The sequence below is a fragment of the Defluviimonas salinarum genome, assembly GCF_026013545.1.
Lineage (GTDB): Bacteria > Pseudomonadota > Alphaproteobacteria > Rhodobacterales > Rhodobacteraceae > Albidovulum > Albidovulum salinarum.
Window position 1 is genome coordinate 217,968 of record NZ_JAPDOG010000001.1, and the last position, 20,966, is coordinate 238,933.

General features: G+C 67.1%; 21 protein-coding genes. 12 read left to right on the forward strand and 9 right to left on the reverse strand.

All coding sequences use genetic code 11. The features are described 5' to 3' along the window. From OM960_RS01110 to rarD, 4 genes are read left to right on the forward strand one after another with little or no spacing between them, the layout of a single operon-like run. Entirely contained in the window at positions 1-123 is a 123-nt protein-coding gene (locus OM960_RS01110) for a hypothetical protein (protein ID WP_263332377.1), read from the forward strand. Positions 124-171: 48 nt separating this feature from the next. Beyond that, positions 172-771 carry a superoxide dismutase gene (locus tag OM960_RS01115; protein ID WP_264770784.1) on the forward strand — a complete coding sequence of 200 codons (600 nt, stop codon included), beginning with the start codon at positions 172-174 and terminating at the stop codon, positions 769-771. A gap of 22 nt (positions 772-793) precedes the next feature. Next, positions 794-1,663, forward strand: a complete 870-nt coding sequence (locus tag OM960_RS01120; protein ID WP_264770785.1) for a metallophosphoesterase — start codon at positions 794-796, stop codon at positions 1,661-1,663. Beyond that, on the forward strand, positions 1,660-2,565 hold the full coding sequence (gene rarD / locus OM960_RS01125; RefSeq protein ID WP_264770786.1) for an EamA family transporter RarD: 906 nt from the start codon (positions 1,660-1,662) through the stop codon (positions 2,563-2,565). The genes OM960_RS01120 and rarD overlap by 4 nt, the downstream gene beginning before the upstream one ends. Here the strand turns inward: rarD and OM960_RS01130 are convergent. Then, positions 2,562-3,128 carry an LOG family protein gene (locus tag OM960_RS01130; protein ID WP_263332385.1) on the reverse strand — a complete coding sequence of 189 codons (567 nt, stop codon included), beginning with the start codon at positions 3,126-3,128 and terminating at the stop codon, positions 2,562-2,564. The genes rarD and OM960_RS01130 overlap by 4 nt on opposite strands. A 93-nt stretch (positions 3,129-3,221) precedes the next feature. Here OM960_RS01130 and OM960_RS01135 point away from each other — a divergent pair, with 93 nt between their 5' ends. Further along, a complete protein-coding gene (locus tag OM960_RS01135) occupies positions 3,222-4,457 on the forward strand; it encodes a LysM peptidoglycan-binding domain-containing protein (protein ID WP_264770787.1) in 1,236 nt (411 codons plus the stop codon). 5 nt (positions 4,458-4,462) lie between these two features. Here the strand turns inward: OM960_RS01135 and OM960_RS01140 are convergent, their stop codons facing one another. After that, positions 4,463-4,807, reverse strand: coding sequence for an ArsR/SmtB family transcription factor (locus tag OM960_RS01140; RefSeq protein WP_264770788.1), 345 nt, complete (start codon positions 4,805-4,807; stop codon positions 4,463-4,465). Positions 4,808-4,904: 97 nt separating this feature from the next. Between OM960_RS01140 and OM960_RS01145 the strand changes: the two genes are divergently transcribed. The 4 genes from OM960_RS01145 to der all read left to right on the forward strand — a co-directional run bounded on the left by OM960_RS01145 (position 4,905) and on the right by der (position 10,513). Then, positions 4,905-6,815 (forward strand): ABCB family ABC transporter ATP-binding protein/permease, encoded by a 1,911-nt coding sequence (locus OM960_RS01145; RefSeq protein WP_264770789.1) that lies wholly within the window; start codon positions 4,905-4,907, stop codon positions 6,813-6,815. 142 nt (positions 6,816-6,957) lie between these two features. Then, positions 6,958-7,626 (forward strand): tetratricopeptide repeat protein, encoded by a 669-nt coding sequence (locus OM960_RS01150; protein ID WP_264770790.1) that lies wholly within the window; start codon positions 6,958-6,960, stop codon positions 7,624-7,626. A 62-nt stretch (positions 7,627-7,688) separates the two neighbouring features. Next, a complete protein-coding gene (locus OM960_RS01155) occupies positions 7,689-9,008 on the forward strand; it encodes an outer membrane protein assembly factor BamB family protein (protein WP_264770791.1) in 1,320 nt (439 codons plus the stop codon). 47 nt (positions 9,009-9,055) lie between these two features. Then, a complete protein-coding gene (gene der, locus OM960_RS01160) occupies positions 9,056-10,513 on the forward strand; it encodes a ribosome biogenesis GTPase Der (protein ID WP_264770792.1) in 1,458 nt (485 codons plus the stop codon). 19 nt (positions 10,514-10,532) lie between these two features. Here der and OM960_RS01165 read toward each other — a convergent pair whose 3' ends face one another. The 6 genes from OM960_RS01165 to OM960_RS01190 form a co-directional block, all read right to left on the reverse strand. After that, positions 10,533-11,219, reverse strand: a complete 687-nt coding sequence (locus tag OM960_RS01165; protein WP_263332397.1) for a M48 family metallopeptidase — start codon at positions 11,217-11,219, stop codon at positions 10,533-10,535. A 57-nt stretch (positions 11,220-11,276) separates the two neighbouring features. Beyond that, positions 11,277-12,164 (reverse strand): lipase family alpha/beta hydrolase, encoded by an 888-nt coding sequence (locus OM960_RS01170; RefSeq protein WP_263332400.1) that lies wholly within the window; start codon positions 12,162-12,164, stop codon positions 11,277-11,279. A 74-nt stretch (positions 12,165-12,238) separates the two neighbouring features. Beyond that, on the reverse strand, positions 12,239-13,420 hold the full coding sequence (locus OM960_RS01175; protein WP_264770793.1) for a vWA domain-containing protein: 1,182 nt from the start codon (positions 13,418-13,420) through the stop codon (positions 12,239-12,241). A gap of 6 nt (positions 13,421-13,426) precedes the next feature. Beyond that, complete coding sequence (locus tag OM960_RS01180) at positions 13,427-13,591, reverse strand: hypothetical protein (protein ID WP_263332405.1); 165 nt, start codon at positions 13,589-13,591, stop codon at positions 13,427-13,429. After that, a complete protein-coding gene (locus OM960_RS01185) occupies positions 13,588-14,946 on the reverse strand; it encodes a DUF2927 domain-containing protein (protein WP_264770794.1) in 1,359 nt (452 codons plus the stop codon). The genes OM960_RS01180 and OM960_RS01185 overlap by 4 nt, the downstream gene beginning before the upstream one ends. Before the next feature lie 224 nt (positions 14,947-15,170). Then, positions 15,171-16,010, reverse strand: a complete 840-nt coding sequence (locus tag OM960_RS01190; RefSeq protein WP_264770795.1) for an AAA family ATPase — start codon at positions 16,008-16,010, stop codon at positions 15,171-15,173. A 213-nt stretch (positions 16,011-16,223) separates the two neighbouring features. On the opposite strand from OM960_RS01190, the gene dksA reads away from it, so the two are divergent. The 3 genes from dksA to OM960_RS01205 all read left to right on the forward strand — a co-directional run bounded on the left by dksA (position 16,224) and on the right by OM960_RS01205 (position 19,584). Continuing rightward, on the forward strand, positions 16,224-16,646 hold the full coding sequence (dksA, locus tag OM960_RS01195; RefSeq protein ID WP_263332715.1) for an RNA polymerase-binding protein DksA: 423 nt from the start codon (positions 16,224-16,226) through the stop codon (positions 16,644-16,646). A gap of 78 nt (positions 16,647-16,724) precedes the next feature. Beyond that, the gene (locus tag OM960_RS01200; RefSeq protein ID WP_264770796.1) at positions 16,725-17,900 is read left to right on the forward strand and encodes an FAD-dependent oxidoreductase; all 1,176 of its coding nucleotides are present in this window, start codon (positions 16,725-16,727) and stop codon (positions 17,898-17,900) included. Positions 17,901-18,171: 271 nt separating this feature from the next. Then, a complete protein-coding gene (locus OM960_RS01205) occupies positions 18,172-19,584 on the forward strand; it encodes an efflux transporter outer membrane subunit (protein ID WP_264770797.1) in 1,413 nt (470 codons plus the stop codon). 14 nt (positions 19,585-19,598) lie between these two features. Here the strand turns inward: OM960_RS01205 and OM960_RS01210 are convergent, their stop codons facing one another. After that, on the reverse strand, positions 19,599-20,954 hold the full coding sequence (locus OM960_RS01210) for an HlyD family type I secretion periplasmic adaptor subunit (protein ID WP_263332416.1): 1,356 nt from the start codon (positions 20,952-20,954) through the stop codon (positions 19,599-19,601). Positions 20,955-20,966 lie beyond the last annotated feature (12 nt).

Sequence of the window (20,966 nt, forward strand, 5' to 3'; positions counted from 1 at the left end):
ATGGCCGCGTTCCAGCGTAGCACGAAGTTCTTGGCCGCCGCCTTTATCTGCCGGCTCTGGCATATCAAGGCGGCCGGGATTCGTGGGTTTGAGGCCGTCAAGCCATTGACCTTTGAGGCTTGAAGGCGTTTCTACTGGGCGGGCAAATTTCCGCGCGAAAGGAACAGAACCATGGCCTTCACACTTCCCGATCTTCCCTACGCCCACGACGCGCTCGCCGCGCTCGGCATGTCGAAGGAGACGCTCGAGTATCACCACGACCTGCACCACAAGGCCTATGTCGACAACGGCAACAAGCTGATTGCCGGGACCGAGTGGGAGGGCAAGTCGCTCGAGGACATCATCACCGGCACCTACCAGGCCGGTGCGGTCGCGCAGAACGGCATCTTCAACAACGCCTCGCAGCATTGGAATCACAACCAGTTCTGGGAGATGATGGGGCCGGGCGGCAAGGCGATGCCGGGCGAGCTGGAAAAGGCGATCACCGAGGCTTTCGGTTCGGTCCAGAAGTTCAAGGACGATTTCGCCGCCGCCGGTGCGGGCCAGTTCGGCTCGGGCTGGTGCTGGCTCGTCAAGGACAAGGACGGCAGCCTCAAGGTCACCAAGACCGAGAACGGCGTGAACCCGCTCTGCTTCGGCCAGACCGCGCTTCTGGGCTGCGACGTGTGGGAGCACAGCTACTACATCGACTTCCGCAACAAGCGCCCCGCCTATCTCACGAACTTCCTCGACAAGCTCGTGAGCTGGGAAAACGTCGCCTCGCGTCTCTGAGGTGATCTCGCGGCGCGGCGTATTGAGGGGCCTGCTGGGGGTATTCCTGGCGGGCCTTTTCACCTCCGCCTATGCCTTCTTCGTCGAGCCGGCGCTGCGGCTCCGGGTGCGGCGCTGGCAGGTGAGGCCCGAGGGCTGGCGCGGGGCGCCGCTGAGGATCGCCGTCGTGGCGGACCTTCACATGGGCGAGCCCTTCGTGCCGCTGCGCCGGCTCAGGCGGATCGTCGCGCGCACCAATGCGCTTGGCGCCGATCTCGTCGTCGTGCTCGGCGACCTCGCGGCTGGACACCGCTTCGTCACGAAAGAGGTCCCGGTGGCCGAGACGGCCGCCGCGCTTGGCCGGCTCTCCGCGCCGCTCGGTGTCTACGGGATCCTCGGCAACCACGACTGGTGGGATGACCGGAGCGCCCAGCGCCGCCGCGCCGGGCCGGTTCTCGCGGGCACCGCGCTCGAAGCGAACGGCATCCCGGTGCTGGAGAACCACGCGCTGAAGATCGTCCGGCCGGCCGGGGATTTCTGGCTCGCCGGGCTTGGCGACCAGCTGGCGCTGGTCGACGGGCCGGGCCGATATACGGGCGTCGACGATCTCGACGGCACGCTCGCCCAGATCGAAGGTGACGAACCGGCGATCCTGCTCGCGCATGAGCCGGATATATTTCCGCGCGTGCCGGAGCGGATCGCGCTCACGCTGTCGGGCCATACGCATGGCGGGCAGGTCCGGTGCTTTGGCTATTCGCCGCTCGTGCCCTCCGCCTACGGCAACCGCTTCGCCTATGGCCATGTCCGCGAAGAGGGCCGCGACCTCGTCGTCTCGGGTGGGATCGGCTGCTCGATCCTGCCGGTGCGCCTCGGCGTCGTGCCGGAGATCACGATGGTGGAGATCAGCGCATGAGCGAGGCGGTCAAGGGCGTTCTAGCGATGGTCCTGGCCTGTACGGTCTGGGGCTTGTCGGGGATCTTCTACAAGGCGGTGGCCCATGTTCCTCCGCCCGAGGTGCTGGCCCATCGCACGCTCTGGTCGCTGGTATTCTTTCTGGCCGTCCTTGCCGTCCAAGGCAGGCTCCGGCTTCTGCCCGCGCTCGTTGCCGGGCGGTCGGTCCTCCTGGTCGCTGTCGCCGCGCTGATGATTTCGGCCAACTGGTTCGGCTTCATCTGGTCGATCCAGAACGGCCGCGCGATCGAGGCCTCGCTCGGCTACTACATCTTCCCGCTGGTCGCGGTGATGATCGGCCGCGTGATTTTCGGCGAAACGCTCAGCCGGGGTCAGTGGGCGGCGGTGGCGCTGGCCGCGCTGGCGGTCACGGTGCTGACCGGCGGGCTCGGCGCCGCCCCCTGGATCGCGCTTTTTCTCGCCACGACATTCGGGATCTACGGCCTGCTCAAGCGCCGGATCGAGGCGGGGCCGGTCGTGTCGGTCGCGGCCGAGGTGACGCTACTCGCGCCCGTGGCCGCGCTCTGGCTCTGGGGCGTCCATTCGGGGCATTGGGGCAGGGGCGGCGGTGCCTTCGGCGCCAACTGGCCCGACAGCGTGATCCTCGCGCTGTCGGGCATCCTGACAGGAGGCCCGCTGATGCTCTTTTCCTACGCCACCAAGCGGGTGCGGATGGCGACCGTGGGCCTCGTCCAGTACCTCAACCCGACGCTGCAGTTTGCCGTCGCCGCGTTGATTTTCGCCGAGCCGGTGACGCTCTGGCACATGATCGCCTTCCCGCTGATCTGGACCGCGCTTGCCGTCTATTCGCTGAGCGCGCTGCGGCAGGAGCGCCGGCGCCGGCAGGTGCCGGTCGCGGTCTAGCCGCGCGTGGCGAAGCCGCGCCGCAGCACCGCCTCGAGCGCCTCGACCGTCGAGGCCACCTCGACGAAGCCCCGCAGCGAGGCGTCTGCGAATCCCTCGTCGACGATCGCGTCGATGAGCGCGACGAGCCGGTCCCAATAGCCCTGGGTGTTCAGGAGGACGATCGGCTTCGCGTGGAGTCCGAGCTGGCGCCAGGTGAGCACCTCGAAGAACTCGTCGAGCGATCCGCCGCCGCCGGGCAGAACCACGACGGCGTCGGCGTTCATGAACATGACCTTCTTGCGTTCGTGCATCGTCTCGGTGACGACGAAGGTCGAGAGATCGCGCTTGCCCACTTCGAGCGACAAAAGGTGCGTAGGGATCACGCCGAAGGTCTCGCCTCCGGCGCTTTGGGCGGCGCGGGCGACCTCGCCCATCAGGCCGACATCGCCCGCTCCGTAGACCAGCCGCCAGCCGTTCGCCGCGAGCATCGACCCGGTTGCGCGCGCGGCCTCAGGGTAGGCCGGACGGGCGCCGACGCGCGAGCCGCAGTAGACGCAAACGGAATGCCGGGTTCTGGACATGGGATCCTCGCGCAGGGTTGCTTTGACCCCTGATAACGGCGTTGCTATGGTCGCTCAAGCGCGACGGAAGGATGCGCATCTGAGGGGAAATGCATGGAAGACAAGTCGGTAGCCCGGAGCGACGGCGCCGCTACTTTGAAGTGGGTCGGCGGTGTGCTCGGCGGGCTCGCCTTGGCGGCAGTGATCGGCCATTTTCTGCTGCCACCGGTCGGGTTGCCGACCGGGTCGCCGGACGAAGAGCCGGCGACGGTATCCCAGCCGGCTCCAGCCGTGCAGGCGCCAAACGCGCCGGAGCCGCCCAAACCGGCGGCGGAATCGCCGTCGGTACCGTCTTTCGACACGGTGCGGGTCGATGCGGGGGGATCGCTGCTCGTGGCCGGGCGCGCCGAAGCGGGGGCGTCGGTTACGATCCGTATCGACGGCGCTGAAGCCCAGACCGCGGTCGCGGACTCGAAAGGGAGCTTCGCGGCCCTGCTTTCGTTGCCACCGAGCGACGAGCCGCGTGTCCTGACGTTGGAGACGTCTCAGAAAGACGGCAGCGTTGTCGCTTCGGAGGCGGCGGTGGTCGTCGAACCATTTGGCGAACCGGACCAAGTCGTCGAAGCAGCACCGGAGGAGGAAACCCCCGCCCAACCGGAGGCAGAAGTGGCTGACCAGCCGGATGTGCTGATCGTCGATTCCGAGGGCGTGCGCCGGCAGTCTTCGCCGGTATCGCCCGGCGATATCGTGATCGACACGATCGGCTACGCGCCGTCCGGTGCCGTCCGCGTGGCCGGACATGGCGCTTCCGGCAGCTTTGCCCGGGTCTATCTCGACAACCGCGAGATCCTGACGGTTCCGGTCGAAACTGGCGGACGCTGGACGGCCGAACTCTCGGATCTGTCTCCGGGGCTCTATACGATGCGGATCGACCAGATCGACGGGGGCGGCAAGGTCACCGCGCGCTTCGAGACTCCGTTTCTGCGCGAGGCGGCCGAAACGGTCGCCGCAGCGCTTCGTACCAACGCAGTTCCCGAGCTTTCCACCGCGGCCGCGAACGGGAGTGCGACGGTCGACGGGTCCGTGACTGCTCCGGACACTGGCGCCGCTCCGGCAGGAGGAACCGCCCCGACCGCCGTGGCGACAGAGGGCGACGCGCCGCGTACACCGGCGACGCAAGCCTCGATCGTCACCGTGCAGCCGGGCTTCACGCTCTGGCGGATCGCGCGCGAGAACTATGGCAGTGGTATCCTCTATGTGAAGGTCTACGAGGCGAACAAGGAGCAGATCCGCGATCCGGACCTCATCTATCCCGGCCAGATATTCACCGTGCCGGCGCCGGCCGAATAGCCTGCTCAGAGACCCGGTGGCAGGCTTCCTTCAGTCTCCGGCGTGCAGCAGGCGCGGATCTCGGGATGCGCGCAGCAGCAGTCGTTGAGCAGATAGGCGATGACCTGTCCGATCACCCCGGCGTCCGCCATGTAGAAGACATGGCGCGATTCCCGGCGCGACGTGATCAGCCCGGCCTGTTCCAGCGTCGAGAGGTGGAACGACAGCCGCGACGCGGAAACGTCGAGGCGTCGCGCGATATCGCCTGCCGCGAGCCCCTCGGCACCCGTTCCGATCAGGGCGCGCACGAGTTCCAGCCGGGTCCCGTTGGCCAGCGCCGACAGCGCGTTCAGGGCTTTACTCTGCTCCACTGTTCAACTACTCATGAAACGTTGAAATATGATCTTGATACCCGAGACCGCCGTTGCGATCAACCGGGTTGACCATGCGACAAGAGGCGGTGACCGGATGGCTGGCAACCAGGGAACAACAGCGGATGGCTGGCGTCGCAGCGCGCGAACGCTGAAACGCGTGGCGCCCTATCTCTGGCCCGAGGACCAGTTCTGGGTGAAGCGGCGCGTTGTTCTGTCGCTGAGCGCGCTGGTCGTCGCCAAGATCGTCTCGGTGCTGACGCCGTTCTTCTACAAGGCGGCCGTGGATTCGCTTTCGGGCGAGGGGCGGGGCGACGCCTGGCTGCTCGCGATGGGGGCGATCGGGCTCACGGTGGCCTACGGGATGGCGCGGATCGGCACGATCGGGTTCAACGAGCTTCGGGACGTGATCTTCGTGCGGGTGGGGCAAAGGGCGCTCAGGAAGCTCGCGCTCGAGACCTTTACCCACATCCATCGCCTGTCGATGCGCTACCACATCACCCGCAAGACCGGCGGCCTGAGCCGGGTGATCGAGCGCGGCGTGAAGGGGGTCGAGTTCCTGCTGCGCTTCATGCTCCTGTCGGTCGGTCCGCTGATCCTAGAACTCAGCATGGTGACGGTGATCTTCGCGCTGCTGTTCGACTGGCGTTACGCTGCCGTCGTGCTGGTCACGATCACGCTCTATGTCACCTACACGTTCAAGATCACCGAATGGCGGGTGAAGATCCGTCGAAAGATGAACGAACAGGACACCGACGCGAACCAGAAGGCGATCGATAGCCTCCTGAACTTCGAGACGGTGAAGTATTTCGGCGCCGAGGCACGCGAGGCGCACCGCTACGACGAGGCGATGCGCGGCTATGAAGGTGCTGCCATCAAGACCGGTCAGTCGCTCTCGCTCCTGAATTTCGGCCAGGCTCTGCTGATCACCGCGGGGCTGGTGATCGTGATGGTCATGGCCGCCTTCGGGGTGCAGTCGGGAACGCTGACGGTGGGCGATTTCGTCATGGTCAACGCCTACATGATCCAGATCACCATGCCGCTGAACTTTCTCGGCACCGTCTACCGCGAGATCCGCCAGGCGCTGGTCGACATGGGCGAGATGTTCGACCTTCTCGAACAACCCGCCGAGGTCACCGACAGGCCCGGCGCAAAGCCGCTTTCGGTGAAGGGCGGCGAGGTCACGCTCGACCGGGTGAAGTTCGGCTATGACGCGGCCCGGCCGATCCTCAAGGGCATCAGCCTGTCCATCGGGGCCGGCGAGACCGTGGCGATCGTCGGGCCGTCGGGCTCGGGCAAGTCGACCATCGGGCGGCTCCTCTTCCGGTTCTATGACGTCACCGGCGGGGCGCTCCGGATCGACGGGCAGGATCTGCGCGACGTCACCCAGGATTCGCTGCACGCGCTGATCGGCGTCGTGCCGCAGGACACCGTGCTCTTCAACGACACGGTCCTTTACAACATCGCCTACGGTCGCCCCGAGGCCAGCCGCGAGGAGCTGATCGCGGCGGCAAAGGCCGCGAAGATCCACGACTTCATCATGTCGCTACCGGAAGGCTACGAAACCAAGGTCGGCGAGCGCGGCCTGAAGCTCTCGGGCGGCGAGAAGCAGCGCGTCGGGATCGCCCGGACGCTCCTGAAGAACCCGCCGATCCTGCTTCTCGACGAGGCGACGTCGGCCCTCGACACCCAGACCGAACGCGACATCCAGGAAAGCCTGAAGGCGATGGGCAAGGGCCGCACGGTGATCACCATCGCGCACCGACTCTCGACGATTGCCGATGCCGACCGGATCGTGGTGCTCGAAAAGGGCGAGATCGCCGAGATCGGGCGGCACGACGACCTGCTCGCCAGGGGCGGCCGCTATGCGGCGATGTGGGCGCGCCAGTCCGCCGAGGAGGACGACGCGGCGGCGGCGCCGCCCGAAAGGCTGGCCGCCGGTGCCGAGGACGTGCTTGTCACCGACTTGCCGCCCGATCGCCAGTGGCACTACGCGCCGAAGAACTGAGACCGGATCTCCTGGACCCGCGCGCAGGGATCAGCGCGCGGGCGTTGCGGCGGCGGCTCCGGGCTTGGCAAGGGCTCGGGCTTGCGTGTAAGACGGGCCGCAGACCGGGCCCGTCGCGGGCCTCGGCACGAGGGAGATCGGCGTGAGCGAAACCGACAGTTTCATCGACGAGGTGACCGAGGAGGTCCGCCGCGACAAGCTCTTTGCGCTGATGCGCAAATACGGCTGGATCGGCATCGCGCTCGTCGTGCTGATCGTCGGCGGCGCAGGGTATACCGAGTGGCAGAAGGCGCGCCACAAGACCGCCGCGCAAGGCTTCGGCGACAGTATCGTGGCCGCGCTCGAATCCGACGATGCCGCGGCGCGGCTCGCGGCGCTGGAGGCGATCGGTGCGGACGGCGTCGGCGATGGCGCCGGGCAGCGCGCGATGGTGACCCTCCTCGCCGCGCACGAGGCGCTGCGGTCGGGCGATCGCGACGGGGCGCGCGACCGGTTCGAGGCGCTGGCGGCCGATCCCGAGGTTTCGGCCGGCTACCGCGATCTCGCCCGGCTCAAGGCGGTGATCCTGGCGGGCGCCGAGATGGATGCGGCCGAGCGCGACGCGGCGCTCGAGGAACTCGCCCAGCCCGGTGCGCCGTTCCGGGTTCTGGCGCTGGAGCAGCAGGCGCTGGTGCTGATGGCCGACGCGAAGGACGACGAGGCGTTGGAGCTTCTGCGGCGGATCCTCGAGGAACCGGACGTGACCGCGGGCTTGCGCCGGCGCGTGACGCAGTTGATTGTAATTCTGGGCGGCGATCCCGAAGCGGCCTGACGGGCGGGCGGTGCGCCGTCGCGCGCCGCCGGGGATGCAACGAACGAAGAGGCAGGCAGGTGATGATTTCCCGAGCGATTGGTGCGGCAGGCATTCTCGTGCTGGTTTCGGCCTGCACGGACCCCGAGGTGATCCTCGAAGGCGAGCGTCAGGACGTGCGGGCCGCCGCCATCGGAGCCGATGCCGCGCAGCTTGCGCCGGCAGCGGCCGTTGCGGCGCCGATCTCGCTGCCGGCGATGCAGCGGAACGCGGAGTGGACCCATCGCGGCGGCGCGACCACCCACCGGATCGGGCATGTCGCGCTCTCGGCGTCGCCGGCGCCGTTCTGGAGCGCGCGGATCGGTGAGGGCGACGGCCGCAGGAACCGCATCACCGCCGATCCGATCGTCGCGACGGGGCGGATCTTCACGCTCGACTCCAGGGCGACCGTGACCGCGACCGGCACCAATGGCGCGACGCTGTGGCAGGCCGACCTGACGCCGCCGTCCGAGCGGAGCGGCGACGCCTCGGGCGGCGGTCTCGCCTATGGCGAGGGTCGGATCTTCGCGACCAGCGGCTATGGCGAGCTCCTGGCGCTCGATCCGGCGAGCGGCGCGGTCGTCTGGCGCCAGCGCTTCGACGCCGCGGTCGGCGGCGCGCCGGCGGTCTCGGACGGGCGCGTCTACGTCGTTGCGCGCGACGCCTCGGCCTGGGCCGTGCGCGCGTCGGACGGCAAGGTCGAATGGGTGCTGCCCGGTACGCCCTCGAATGCCGGCGTGTTGGGAGCCGCCGCGCCGGCAGTCGATGCGCGGCAGGCGATCTTCCCCTTCACTTCGGGTCAGATGGTCGCGGCCGCGAAGGACAGCGGCGTCGGTCTCTGGAGCGCCAATGTCGCGGGTCAAAGACGCGGCCGTGCCTATGCCTCGTTCGCGGACTTGACCGGCGATCCGGTGATCGCGGACGGCGTCGTCTATGCCGGCACCTCGGCCGGCCGGCTGGCGGCAGTCAATGCCGATACCGGTCTCACGCTCTGGTCGGCCCGCGATGGCGCGACGAGCCCCGTCGCGGTCGCCGGGGGCGCTGTCTTCTTCGTCAACGACGAGGATCAGCTGATGCGGCTCGACGCGGCGACCGGCGCCGAGGTCTGGCGCGTCGACATGCCCTATTTCACCAAGGACCGCGACAAGCGGCGTCGTGACATCGTCGCCCATTACGGCCCGGTTCTTGCCGGTGGCCGGCTGGTCGTCGCCTCCTCCGACGGCTTGATCCGCAGCTTCGATCCCGCCTCGGGGGCGCTTGTCCGGACGGTGGAACTGCCGGGCGGCGCGGCCTCGGCGCCGGCGGTGGCTGGCGGCGTGCTCTACGTGGTGAGCAAATCGGGCACGCTTCAGGCTTTCCGCTAGGCGAAAGCTTGTGTAAGAGGGCGGCTTCGGCCCTCAAGGATACGCATATGAGCTTCACCCTCGCCATTGTCGGGCGCCCCAATGTCGGCAAGTCCACGCTGTTCAACCGGCTCGTGGGCAAGAAGCTCGCGCTCGTCGATGACCAGCCGGGCGTCACCCGCGATCTGCGCGAGGGCGAGGCGCGGCTCGGTGACCTGCGCTTCATCGCGATCGACAGCGCCGGGCTCGAGGACGTGGCCGACGACAGCCTTCAGGGCCGGATGCGGCGGCTGACCGAGCGCGCGGTCGAGATGGCCGATATCTGCCTCTTCGTGATCGACGCGCGGGCCGGGGTCACGCCGACCGACCAGGTCTTCGCCGAGATCCTGAGGAAGAAGAACGCCCATGTGATCCTCGCCGCCAACAAGGCCGAGGGCAGGGCGGCCGACGCCGGCGTGATCGAGGCCTATGCGCTCGGCCTCGGCGAGCCCCTGCGGCTCTCGGCCGAACATGGCGAGGGGATGGACGAGCTTTACCACATGCTCCGTCCGCTGGCCGAGGAGTTCGCAGCCCGCGCCGCGGTGGACGCGCCCGAGGTCGATGTCGACGTCAGCGACGACGAGGCCGACGAGGGCCCGCGCAAGCCGACCCGCGAGAAACCCTTGCAGATCGCCGTGATCGGGCGGCCGAACGCCGGCAAGTCGACGCTGATCAACAAGATCATCGGCGAAGAGCGCCTGCTCACCGGCCCGGAAGCCGGGATCACCCGCGACGCGATCTCGGTCAGCGCCGACTTCATGGGCACGCCGATGCGGATCTTCGATACCGCCGGCATGAGGAAGAAAGCGAAAGTTACTGAAAAGCTTGAAAAGCTTTCCGTTGCAGACGGTCTCCGCGCCGTCCGTTTCGCCGAGGTCGTGGTCGTGCTCCTCGACGTCGGCATCCCGTTCGAGCAGCAGGACCTGCGGATCGCCGACTTCGCCGAGACCGAGGGCCGTGCGGTGGTGCTGGCCGCCAACAAGTGGGACCTCGAAGAGGACAAGACCGAGAAGCTGAAGGAGTTGCGCGAGGCGTTCGAGCGACTTTTGCCGCAGCTCAAGGGTGCGCCGCTGGTCACGGTCTCGGCCAAGACCGGCAAGGGGCTCGACCGGCTCCACAACGCGATCCTGAAGGCCTATGACGTCTGGAACCGCCGGATAACGACGGCGAAGCTCAACCAGTGGCTCGGCGCGATGACGGAGGCGCATCCGCCCCCGGCGCCGGGCGGGCGTCGGATCAAGCTCAGGTACATGACCCAGGTGAAGACGCGGCCGCCCGCATTCGTCGTCATGTGCAACCATGCCGACCAGCTACCCGACAGCTATTCGCGCTATCTTGTCAACGGGTTGCGGGCCGATTTTGACATGCCGGGAACGCCGGTCCGGCTGACGTTCCGCGATCAGGGCGACAAGAACCCCTACAAGGACAAGAAGTTCCACACGCCGTCGCGGCTGAGAAAGCACGTCGGGAACCCGGTAAAGAAGTGATGGCGCAGGTGGCGCGCTCTCAGCGCGTCACGCCCCATTTAACCTCGTTGGCCTCGATCGCGGCGATGCGGTCGGCGGATTTCGGATGGCTCATCATCCATGCCGGGGCGCTGCCGCCCATGCCGGTGAGGGTTTCGAGCTTCGAGAACAGCGACTTCTGCGGGCCGGTGCCGATCCCCGCCTTGACGAGCAGCGCCGAGGCCCATTCGTCGGCTTCGTATTCGTCTTGACGGCTCAGCCGAGCGGCGAGCAGCGAGGTGAGGAACCCCGCGACATAGATGCCGATCCCGGGCAGGAACCGGCCGAGAACCGTCGCCAGCACGACCCGGATCGCGTTCTGGCCGGAAAAGTCGATCATCCGGCGCCTTGCGTGGCCAAGTGCTACATGGCCGAGTTCGTGGGCGATGACGCTCGCCATTTCCTCGGCTGTAACCGCGCCCTCGCGGAACTTCTGGTAAAAGCCCCGCGTGAGGAAGATGCGGCCGTCCGGTGCGGCGAGGCCATTCACAGGCGCGATCTCGTACAGATGGACCGGGACGCGCTGGATGCCGAGCGCGGTTGCGAGGCGGGCGGTCACGGCGAGAAGCTGCGGATCTGCGAGCGGCGTCGATTGCGCGTCGAGCGTCCGCGCCGTCCGCCAGGCGGAGAAGCGGTAGATCACGACGCCGTAAAGCAGCGCAAGGAGGATCGGGGTCAGCTTCAGCATGGGTTATATATGGGGGCGGGACGGTGTGGTTGGAAAGGGCGCCAGGGTGTCCTCTTCTCAGGGATCCTCGAAGAAGGCCAGCACGTCGTCGAAAACGCGGGGTCCGGTCAGGAACATCAGATGCCCTTGTCGGGGATAGGCGTAGACCCCGCCGTCGCCGGCCTTCTGCGCCACGGCGAGGGTCTGGTCGAGCGAGAAGATCGGGTCCTCGCGGCCGAGATAGATGCGAACGCGCGGCTGGAGCCAGTCCGGCACCGGCTCTAGTCTCCATTGGCGCAGGTCGCGGGTGTGCGCGCGCGCCATTTCCCGGTCGGGGACGAGGATCTTTCCGCGCTGTTCCGCCGCGATCCTGCGCGAGAGTTCGGCAAGCTCGGGATCGGCAAGCCCCGCACGGCCGAAGAGGAGGACACGGTAGTATTCCTCCCAGACCGCGTCGCGGTCGAATGTTCCGGCACGTCTCGCAGCGCCGAGCAGGTCGAGCGTTCCGCGCAGCGTGGTCCGGATACCGCCCGCGTGATCCGGCGACGGGGCCAGGGCGGCGGCGCGGACGTCGTAGCCCTCAAGGCGGCGGGCCGCCTCGATGACGATCGGCCCGCCGGCGGAATAGCCGAAAAGCCGGATCTTCTTGCCGGGATGCTCTCGCGCGAACTCGGCGATGGTGTCGGCCGCCGTCTCGATCCTCAGCGCGTGATCGAGCGGCAGGCCGTCGAGGCCGGGAAAGCGGTAGTAGACGAGCGCGTAGCCGGCATCGCGCCAGCGGTCGGCAGCGGCGAAGATCGACACCGAGGCGAAGGCGCCGGGCACGAGGATCGCGAGCCTGGGCGCCCGCGCGACCTCGGCGCGGTCGTAGGCCAGGGGGGACTCTGCTCCGCGCGGTGGCAGCGTGGGGGCGCCGCAGCCGGTGAGGGTGATCACGAGGAAGGCAAGGATGAAGCGAAGGAGCATGGCGCCGGATCGGGAACGGAGGTCCAGCCTCCGGCATCGGGCGATTCAGATCAAGCGGGACCGCCTCGGCCGGGTCAGGTCATCGCCTTCATCGCCCGTCCGATCCCTTCGAGGGTCAGCGGGAACATCCGGCCCTCGAAGATCTGGCGGACCATGCCGACCGACTGGGTGTATTGCCAGTGCCGCTCGGGCAGGGGATTGAGCCAGACATTGTAGGGCCAGTGCTCGCGCGCGCGGGCCAGCCAGACCTGACCGGCCTCGGCGTTCCAGTGCTCGTTCGCGCCGCCGGGATAGGCGATCTCGTAGGGTGACATCGAGGCGTCGCCGACGAAGATCGCCTTGTAGTCGCCGCCATAGGTCCGAAGCACCTCCCAGGTCGGGGTCTGCTGGTCCCAGCGGCGGCGGTTGTCGCGCCAGACGCCCTCGTAGAGGCAGTTGTGGAAGTAGTAGTACTCGAGATGCTTGAACTCGGCGCGGGCGGCCGAGAACAGTTCCTCGACGACGCGGATATGCGGATCCATCGAGCCGCCGACATCGAGAAAGAGCAGCACCTTCACCGCATTGTGCCGTTCCGGCCGGGTCTTGACGTCGAGGTAGCCGTGTTCGGCGGTGGCGCGGATCGTGCCCGCGAGGTCCAGTTCCTCTGCCGCCCCCGTGCGCGCCCAGCGGCGGAGCCGTTTCAGCGCCACCTTGATGTTGCGGGTTCCAAGCTCGACCGTGTCGTCGAGATTCCGGAAGTCGCGCCGGTCCCAGACCTTCACCGCGCGCTGGTGGCGGCTTTCCTTCTGGCCGATCCGGACGCCTTCGGGGTTGTAGCCATAGGCGCCGAAGGGAGAGGTGCCGGCGGTGCCGATCCATTTCGAACCGCCCTGATGGCGGCCCTTCTGTTCCTCGAGCCGCTTCTTCAGCGTCTCCATCAGCTTCTCGAACCCGCCCAGGGCTTCGATCTGCGCCTTCTCTTCTTCACTCAGCGTCTTTTCGGCGAGTTTCTCCAGCCATTCGACCGGAAGGTCGATTGCCTCCAGCACCTGTTCGACCGAGATCGCCTCGAGCCCCTTGAAGGCCTCCGAGAAGGCGCGGTCGAAGCGGTCGAGATGGCGCTCGTCCTTCACCATCGCGGTGCGGGCGAGGTAGTAGAAGCCTTCGATGTCGTAGGTGACGAGGCCCGAGGCCATGCCTTCGAGAAAGCCGAGATACTCGCGCAAGGTGACCGGGATGCCGGTCTTGCGGAGTGTCTCGAAGAAGCGAAGGAACATGCGGGATCAGGACAGGCGGTGGACGGCGATGGTGACGAAGAGCCCGGCGATGGCGAAGATGATCGCGTGAACCGCGGCATACTGCAGCTTGTCGAGCCGGTCGCCGCCGCGGCGCGTCGCGCGCAGCCAGCCGGTGAGGGCGCCGAGAAGGGTGGCGGCGAAGAAGATCATGGATGTCTCGCTCTCTGGACCGGGGAGAGTGCGGCGATGTTCATCAGCCTCCCCCAGACCTCGGTATCGGAGGCGAAGCCATAGCGCGCCCAGCCGAGGCTGTCGAGCCTGACCTGCCGTGCCTCGCCGCTGCGTCCGAGCATGTCGAGCGCCTCGGCCTTGACCATCAGGAAATGGGCGAGGAGGGCGGCGTTCTCGGCCGCGGAGACCGCAGGAATGGAGGCGTCCGCGAGCGCGATGGTCTCGTTCGCGCGGCCCTGCGAGAGGGCGAAGGCGGCAAGCTGCATGTCGGCATGGGCGGCGTGCAGTGCGAGGCCGGGTTGGCTGTGATAGATCGCGGCGGCCTGACGGAAGGCGAATTCCGCGACTTCCGCGTCGTAACCGAGCGAAAGCCGGCCGAGTGCGAGCCAGGTGAAGCCGGCGCGCGCATCCCTCCAGCCGTTGGCGCGGGCGATGTTCATCGCCGTGACCGCGGCCGAGCGGCGCCGCGATTCAGAGGTGCCGGGGCCGAGCGCGGTCTCGATCGCGTCGGCATAGGCGCGCGGGGTGATTTCAGGGCGCCGCGGCCGCACGGCCTCGCCACGCGGGTTGAGCCGGGCGAGGAGCGCGGGCAGGCGCACGGCCACGTCACGGGCAGTCATCCCGTTGCGCAGTTCGGGTGCGTAATAGGCGCGCAGCATGAGTATGTCGAAACCGGTCAGCACGGTGTGGATGTTGTCGTCGTTGAAGACGGAATCCGGCAGCCGGTAGAGGTCGTTCAGCGGGCCGAGCGCCTGGGCGAGTTCCTCGTGCAGGCAGTCGCGGACCTCCTGCGGGGCGGTGTCGCTCGGGATGAAGATCACTGCGCGTTCACGCGAGGTGAGGGTGTACCAGTCGATCATGGCACGCCTGGCGCGGCGGTACTCGCGCGACGAGCCGACGCGGGGCGCCACGAAACAGGCGGCCTGGGGAACCATGCGCTGCATCGTGCGCAGCGGCAGGAATTCGATCGAGACCTCGCTGTCGGGATCGGCAGACTGGATGATGTCGATCCCGGCCTCGTTCCGCAGCCGGCTGAGGAGCCGGCGCAGGTCTTCCGGCGCGCTCGGAGGCACGGCACCGATCATCCGCACGCGTACGGGGCCTTCGAAGCGCGTGAAGACGGCAAGCTCGCGTCCGCTTTCGAGCCGGAACGAAAGGTCCATGAAATCTTCCGCCATGTCCGCATTGGCGCGGCGCGGCGGTGTCACGGAGGGGCCGGCGAAGCGGCGCATCGGCGGCAGATCCGGCAGCACCATGCGGGCCGTGACCGGCGGGGGCGGGACGGGGGTGCAGGCGGTTGCGGCCAGAACCAGGGCGCAAAGCAGGAGGCGCAACGCTCAGGTCCGTTCGTGTGAAAGGGCCGGGGCCGGACGACGATGGGGCGGAACGCGACGCGCCTGCTCATCGCCGGCCGCGACCGGCCGGATCGTCAGAATGTCGGGCATCGCCACTCGCTCCTTCCGCTTCTCACGAGAAGGTTAGCCGAGCCTTCGTTACAGCGCGAGAGGGAAGGGGCAACTTTTCGGACCGGCTCCGTGGGTAAAACCCGGGCGCCGCCTCAGCTCCGTCCCCGCGCCATGAACGCGAGCCGCTCGAATAGCTGCACGTCCTGCTCGTTCTTCAGAAGGGCTCCGTGCAGCTTCGGCAAGAGGCTCGCCGGATCCCGCTTGAGTTCCTCGGGCGAGAGATCCTCGGCGAGGATCAGTTTCAGCCAGTCGAGCACCTCGGAGGTCGAGGGCTTCTTTTTCAATCCCGGCGTCTCGCGGATCTCGTAGAACTGCGTCAGCGCGGTCGCGAGCAGGTGCTCCTTGATGCCCGGATAGTGGACCTCGACGATCTGCTTCAGCGTCTCGGCCTCGGGGAAGCGGATGTAGTGGAAGAAGCAGCGCCTGAGGAACGCGTCGGGCAGTTCCTTCTCGTTGTTCGAGGTGATGACGATGACCGGGCGGTGCTTCGCGCGGATCGTGTCGCCGGTCTCGTAGACGTGGAACTCCATCCGGTCGAGTTCCTGCAGGAGGTCGTTGGGAAACTCGATGTCCGCCTTGTCGATCTCGTCAATCAGGAGCACGACCTTGGTCTCGGCCTCGAAGGCCTGCCAGAGCTTGCCCTTGCGGATGTAGTTGCTCACGTCATGGACCCGCTCGTCGCCGAGTTGGCTGTCGCGGAGCCGGCTCACGGCATCGTATTCGTAAAGCCCCTGCGCCGCCTTCGTCGTTGACTTCACGTGCCATTCGACGATCGGCAGCCCGAGCGAGAGCGCGACCTGACGGGCAAGCTCGGTCTTGCCGGTGCCGGGTTCGCCCTTCACGAGGAGCGGCCGTTCGAGCGTCACCGAGGCATTGACGGCGACCGTCAGGTCGGCGGTTGCGACATATTGTTCGGTGCCGGCGAATTTCACTGGATTTCCGTCACTTTGAAGCGGGTTTGACCCGGGTTTCCGTCATTTTGCAGCAGGTGTGTCCCGGGAGTCTTAGCGGCGCCATCAATTTGCCGCAAGGCCGGGTTAGGCCTAGTGACAACCCCCGCCGGTTGCGTTATGGGAGCGCCCGAGGAGAGCCGGATGCACATGAACAAGCCGAATTCAGATTCCGGCCGGCAGAAGGGAGCAGAGATGAAACCCGAGGTCTTTCTTCCCAACGATTACCGTCCGGCCGAAGACGAGCCCTTTATGAACGAGCGTCAGCTCGAATATTTCCGCCGGAAACTGCAGACGTGGAAGGAAGAACTGCTCGAGCAGTCCGCCGAGACGCTCGAAGGTCTTCAGGACAGTGCCCGGAACGTCCCGGACATCGCCGACCGCGCCAGCGAGGAGACCGATCGGGCGCTGGAGCTTCGGACCCGCGACCGCCAGCGCAAGCTCGTCACCAAGATCGATTCGGCGCTGCGACGGATCGACAGCGGCGAGTACGGCTATTGCGAGATGACCGGCGAGCCGATCTCGCTGAAGCGCCTTGACGCGCGGCCGATCGCGACGATGACGCTCGAGGCGCAGGAAAAGCACGAGCGGCGCGAGCGCGTGCATCGCGACGATTGAGCCGCTGCGCGCAGGGGCAGGGATTTCCGGCACCGTGGTCGCAAGGCTCCGGTGCCGTTCTTTTTCGGGGGTACGGGTATGTTGAAGGGGCGGAAAGTCACGGTGCTCGGGGCCGGCGTGGCCGGCCTGTCCGTCGCTCGCGCCCTGGCGCTCCGCGGGGCGGAGGTGACGGTGCTCGAACAGGCGCCGGAGATCCGCGAGGTCGGGGCGGGCCTACAGATTTCCCCGAACGGCGCGCGGGTCATATCCGCGCTCGGCCTTGGCGCGGCGCTCGGAAAGGCCGGGCAGCGCGCTGAGGCGGTCGAGCTTCGCGACGGCGAGAGCGGCGCGGTCGTGCTGCGGATGGACCTGTCGCGGGCGGGGACGGGCAACGACTTCCTGTTCCTGCACAGGGCCGATCTCATTGATGTGCTCCAGGAGGGCGCGCGGGACGCGGGCGTGACGATCCGGCTCCTGAAACAGGTCGACGAGGTCCGGCTGGGTGCGCATCCGCCGCGTCTCGTGACCACGCTCGGGGAGGAGTTCGAGGCCGAGATCCTGATCGGCGCGGACGGGTTGCATTCGAAGGTCCGGGCGGCGCTCAACGGAACGGTGGCGCCTTTCTTCACCCATCAGGTGGCGTGGCGCGCGACCCTGCCGGCCGAGCCCGGCATCGCGCCGGTCGCGCAGGTCTTCATGGGCCCCGGCCGGCACCTCGTGACCTATCCCTTGCGGGGCGGGCGGCTCCGGAACATCGTCGCGGTCGAGGAGCGCCGCCGCTGGGCCGAGGAGAGCTGGTCGTTGACCGACGACCCGCTGGCGCTGCGGATCGCTTTCGAGGAGTTCGTGCCCGAAGTCCGGGGCTGGCTCGATCGGATCGAGCGGCCCAATCTCTGGGGGTTGTTCCGCCACCCGGTGGCAGCCCGCTGGCACGGACACGGCGCGGCGATCCTTGGCGATGCCGCCCATCCGACGCTGCCGTTCCTCGCGCAGGGCGCGAACATGGCGCTGGAGGATGCATGGGTTCTCGCCGAGACGCTGGATGCCGGCGCCGGACCCGAAACCGCATTCGCGGACTACCAACGAGCACGCGAGGGGCGATGCCGCCGCATCGTCGACGCCGCCAATGCCAACGCGCGGAACTATCACCTGTCGGGCCTCAGGCGCGATGTCGCGCATCTGGGATTGCGGGCGCTCGGCAAGTTCGCCCCGGACCGTGTGCTTGGCCGGTTCGAGTGGCTTTACGGACACGACGTGGTTGGCGCCCCCCGGTAGTGAAAGCTGCGTGATGCAGCGCGCAATCGGCGCGTGTCCTTTCGCTCTCCCGAGGTGGGTCTGAACCATCCGGGCGAATCCGGCCGGAAGCCAAACCAAAGCTGATGTGCCGCCCGTTCCGGAAATGGCTGACGACATTCCGGCGCAGTGATGCATCCGGGTTACAGCGCGCACTGAACCTCCAGTTGTGCTTGTTTAAAGAAATAATCTGCCGCAGACTTCCCTGAAAAGCAGAGCAGTCTAAGAAAAAAAGTTATCGAAAGGATAGCAAATGGCAGGCAAGCCCTTGCGGGACGCATCTTGCGTTGCGTCGGTTGCGGTGGCGTCCTTGTTGTTGACGGGGTGTTCGGTCGAGACGCCATATCAGGCACCCAAGTTTTTCTTCGCATCGACCTATACCGGGCACAAAGATACCGCGCCGGTCCTTTTGAACAACGTCGCCTGGTGGGAAGGGCTTAAGGATCCGACCCTCAATTCGCTCGTTCAGCGGGCCCTGGCCGGCAGCCTCAGCCTCGCGATCGCCACCGAGAGGGTGCGGGAGGCGAAGGCCGACCTTGCCGCCGTGCCGACCCAGGTGACGGCGAACAGCGATGCCTCGGTGGTCCGGCAGAAGGAGGTCGCCGACACGCCGGAGACCCGGGCCGACGCGTCGCTCGGCCTGAGCTGGATGCTCGATCCCTTCGGCGAGCAGAGCCTGCGCAAGGAAGCCAGCCGGGCCCGCGTCGAGGTGGCCGATGCCGAGGTGGATGCGGCGCGGCTGCTGCTGCTCTTCAACCTCGCCAACGCCTATGTCGATCTTCGATTCAACCAGCGTGCGCTGGTCGTCCGTCAGAAGGAAGTCACATCGCGCGAGGAGACGCTCGAACTGACGGAGTCCCTGCTCGACAAGGATGCCGCCACCAAGCTCGATCTGGTCAGGGCCCAGGCGCGCCTCGCCGAGGCGCGCGCGACGGTGCCGGGGATCCGCGCCCGCATTCAGGGCCAGAAGAACCAGATCGCGACCCTGCTCGGCACGACGCCCGGCCGGCTCGATGTCAATCTGGACGCCGGGGCCCGCCAGCCGATGCCGCGGATGTCGACCGGGGTCGGCATTCCGGCCGATCTGGTGCGCAACCGTCCCGACATCCGGATCGCCGAGCGCCTTTATTACGCGGCGGTGGCCGAAACCGGTGTGGCGCGCGCGGATCTCTATCCGAAGCTGTCGCTCGGCGGGGCGATCAGTCTCGCGCGGGTGGGCGGCAATACGGGACCGGAGTACTTCTTCGGCCCCGCGATCGCACTTCCGACCCTGCCGTTGCAGACCGGGCGCGCCCGCGTCGCAGCTCAGGAATCGCGGGCGAGGCAGGCCCATACAAACTGGACTTCCACGGTGATCAACGCGATCCGCGAAGTCGAGGATGCGCTGTCCGATTACGCCCAGAGCCGTGCCGCGACCGAGCAGGCCCGCAATGCCGTCGAGCTTTACGGCGAGGCAGTGGACCTTACGCGTGGCATGATCGCGCTCAATGGGGCGACGCTGAACGAGCTGCTCGATGACGAAGAAAACCTCAGCGATGCGGAGATTGCGCTGGCGGCGAACCTGCGTGCACAGGCCCTCGCTTTCGTTGCGCTCAATTCGAGCCTGGGGGCAACGGTGCAGGGCAGCGGCTCGCCAACCGTCGTTGCCAGCGCAGGTTCGGAATAGGCCCTCGTCGGCAGTTACTGTTCGCGGAACGCGCGGCTCATCGAGTCGACGATGGGCTTCACCAGGTATTCGAAGAAGGTCCGCTCGGCGGTTTCGATCATGATCTCGGCCGGCATGCCCGGGGTCGGCGTGAAGCTCTTGACACGCTCCAGCTCGGAGGCCGGAAGCTTCACGCGCGCCACATAGACCTCGCGCAGGTTGTTGCTGGCGTCGACTGGGAGCGAGTCCGCCGAAACATAGTAGACCTCGCCCTTGAGGACCGGCGTCGTGCGCTGGTTCAGCGAGACGAGCCGCACCGTTGCCATCTGGCCAAGGCGCACATCGTCGATATCGTTGCGCGGCACCTGCGCCTCAATGATGAGGGGGGCGTTCTTGGGCAGGATCTCGGCGATCGCCTTGCCGCCCTCGATGACGCCGCCGGAAGTGAAGTAGTGCATCCGCACGACCGTTCCCGAGACGGGTGCGCTGATCACCGAGCGCCGCAGCACGTCCACCGCGTTGTAGGACTGCTCGCGCACGCTGTCGAGCTCGGCCTGGATCGCCTGCATCTCGTCGAGCGCGGCCTGGCGGTACTCGTTGTAGGTCAAGTCGATCTGCTGCTCGTACTTCTCCTTGAGTGACTGGGTTTCGGCCTGGTCGGCCGAGAGCCGGCCGAGCTGGCCTTCGGCATCGATCATCGCGCGCTCGATCGCGTTGACTTCGGTCTTGCGGATCAACCCCTGCTCTAGGAGGCTGGATTTCGCGACGAAATCCTCCTGCAGGAGAATATGCTGCCGCCGGAGCGCGTCCTCGTGCGTCGCGTAGCCGGTGACGCGGCTGTCCAGTGCCGAAATATTGGTCTTGAGCAGGATGACGTCACTTTCGAGCTTAGTGCGCGATGTCTGGAAATTGAGGCGCTGGTTGTCCATGATCTCGATGATTTCGGGATCCTGGCCCTTGTCCAGCAAGAAGGACGGGAAGGTGATCCGCTCGGCGCCGTTGAATTCGGACATCAGCCGCGCGTTGACCGCTTCGAGCCGGGCGCGGCGCAGCATCAGTTCCCGCTGGTTGGCCAGCGCTGCAGTCTGTTCGAGGTGGATCAGGGGCTGCCCCTTGACGACCGCGTCGCCTTCGGAGACGAGGATTTCCTCGATGATCCCGCCTTCGAGGTGCTGGATGATCTTGTTGTGGCCGGTCGCGACGAAGCTGCCTTGCGCGATCACAGCCGCCGCGAGCGGCGCGGTGATCGCCCAGAAACCGAATCCGCCGATCGCGATGATGATCAGCGCGACCCCGATGATCGTGTGGCGCGAGACCGAGCGCGGAACTTCGGAATACCATTCCTCCGCGTGGTAGTTGGGGTTCTGCGGAACAACGAGCTGGGTGCCCATGGTCGTTGCGAC

Bases quoted from the DNA above. Each gene is read 5' to 3' on its own strand.
- dksA (WP_263332715.1), top strand. From the start codon at position 16,224: ATGAAACCCGAGGTCTTTCTTCCCAACGATTACCGTCCGGCCGAAGAC.
- OM960_RS01205 (WP_264770797.1), top strand. From the start codon at position 18,172: ATGGCAGGCAAGCCCTTGCGGGACGCATCTTGCGTTGCGTCGGTTGCG.
- OM960_RS01135 (WP_264770787.1), top strand. From the start codon at position 3,222: ATGGAAGACAAGTCGGTAGCCCGGAGCGACGGCGCCGCTACTTTGAAG.
- OM960_RS01170 (WP_263332400.1), bottom strand. From the start codon at position 12,164: ATGCTCCTTCGCTTCATCCTTGCCTTCCTCGTGATCACCCTCACCGGC.
- OM960_RS01165 (WP_263332397.1), bottom strand. From the start codon at position 11,219: ATGCTGAAGCTGACCCCGATCCTCCTTGCGCTGCTTTACGGCGTCGTG.
- OM960_RS01175 (WP_264770793.1), bottom strand. From the start codon at position 13,420: ATGTTCCTTCGCTTCTTCGAGACACTCCGCAAGACCGGCATCCCGGTC.
- OM960_RS01130 (WP_263332385.1), bottom strand. From the start codon at position 3,128: ATGTCCAGAACCCGGCATTCCGTTTGCGTCTACTGCGGCTCGCGCGTC.
- OM960_RS01145 (WP_264770789.1), top strand. From the start codon at position 4,905: ATGGCTGGCAACCAGGGAACAACAGCGGATGGCTGGCGTCGCAGCGCG.
- OM960_RS01155 (WP_264770791.1), top strand. From the start codon at position 7,689: ATGATTTCCCGAGCGATTGGTGCGGCAGGCATTCTCGTGCTGGTTTCG.
- OM960_RS01115 (WP_264770784.1), top strand. From the start codon at position 172: ATGGCCTTCACACTTCCCGATCTTCCCTACGCCCACGACGCGCTCGCC.
- OM960_RS01210 (WP_263332416.1), bottom strand. From the start codon at position 20,954: ATGGGCACCCAGCTCGTTGTTCCGCAGAACCCCAACTACCACGCGGAG.
- OM960_RS01200 (WP_264770796.1), top strand. From the start codon at position 16,725: ATGTTGAAGGGGCGGAAAGTCACGGTGCTCGGGGCCGGCGTGGCCGGC.
- OM960_RS01110 (WP_263332377.1), top strand. From the start codon at position 1: ATGGCCGCGTTCCAGCGTAGCACGAAGTTCTTGGCCGCCGCCTTTATC.
- der (WP_264770792.1), top strand. From the start codon at position 9,056: ATGAGCTTCACCCTCGCCATTGTCGGGCGCCCCAATGTCGGCAAGTCC.
- OM960_RS01180 (WP_263332405.1), bottom strand. From the start codon at position 13,591: ATGATCTTCTTCGCCGCCACCCTTCTCGGCGCCCTCACCGGCTGGCTG.
- rarD (WP_264770786.1), top strand. From the start codon at position 1,660: ATGAGCGAGGCGGTCAAGGGCGTTCTAGCGATGGTCCTGGCCTGTACG.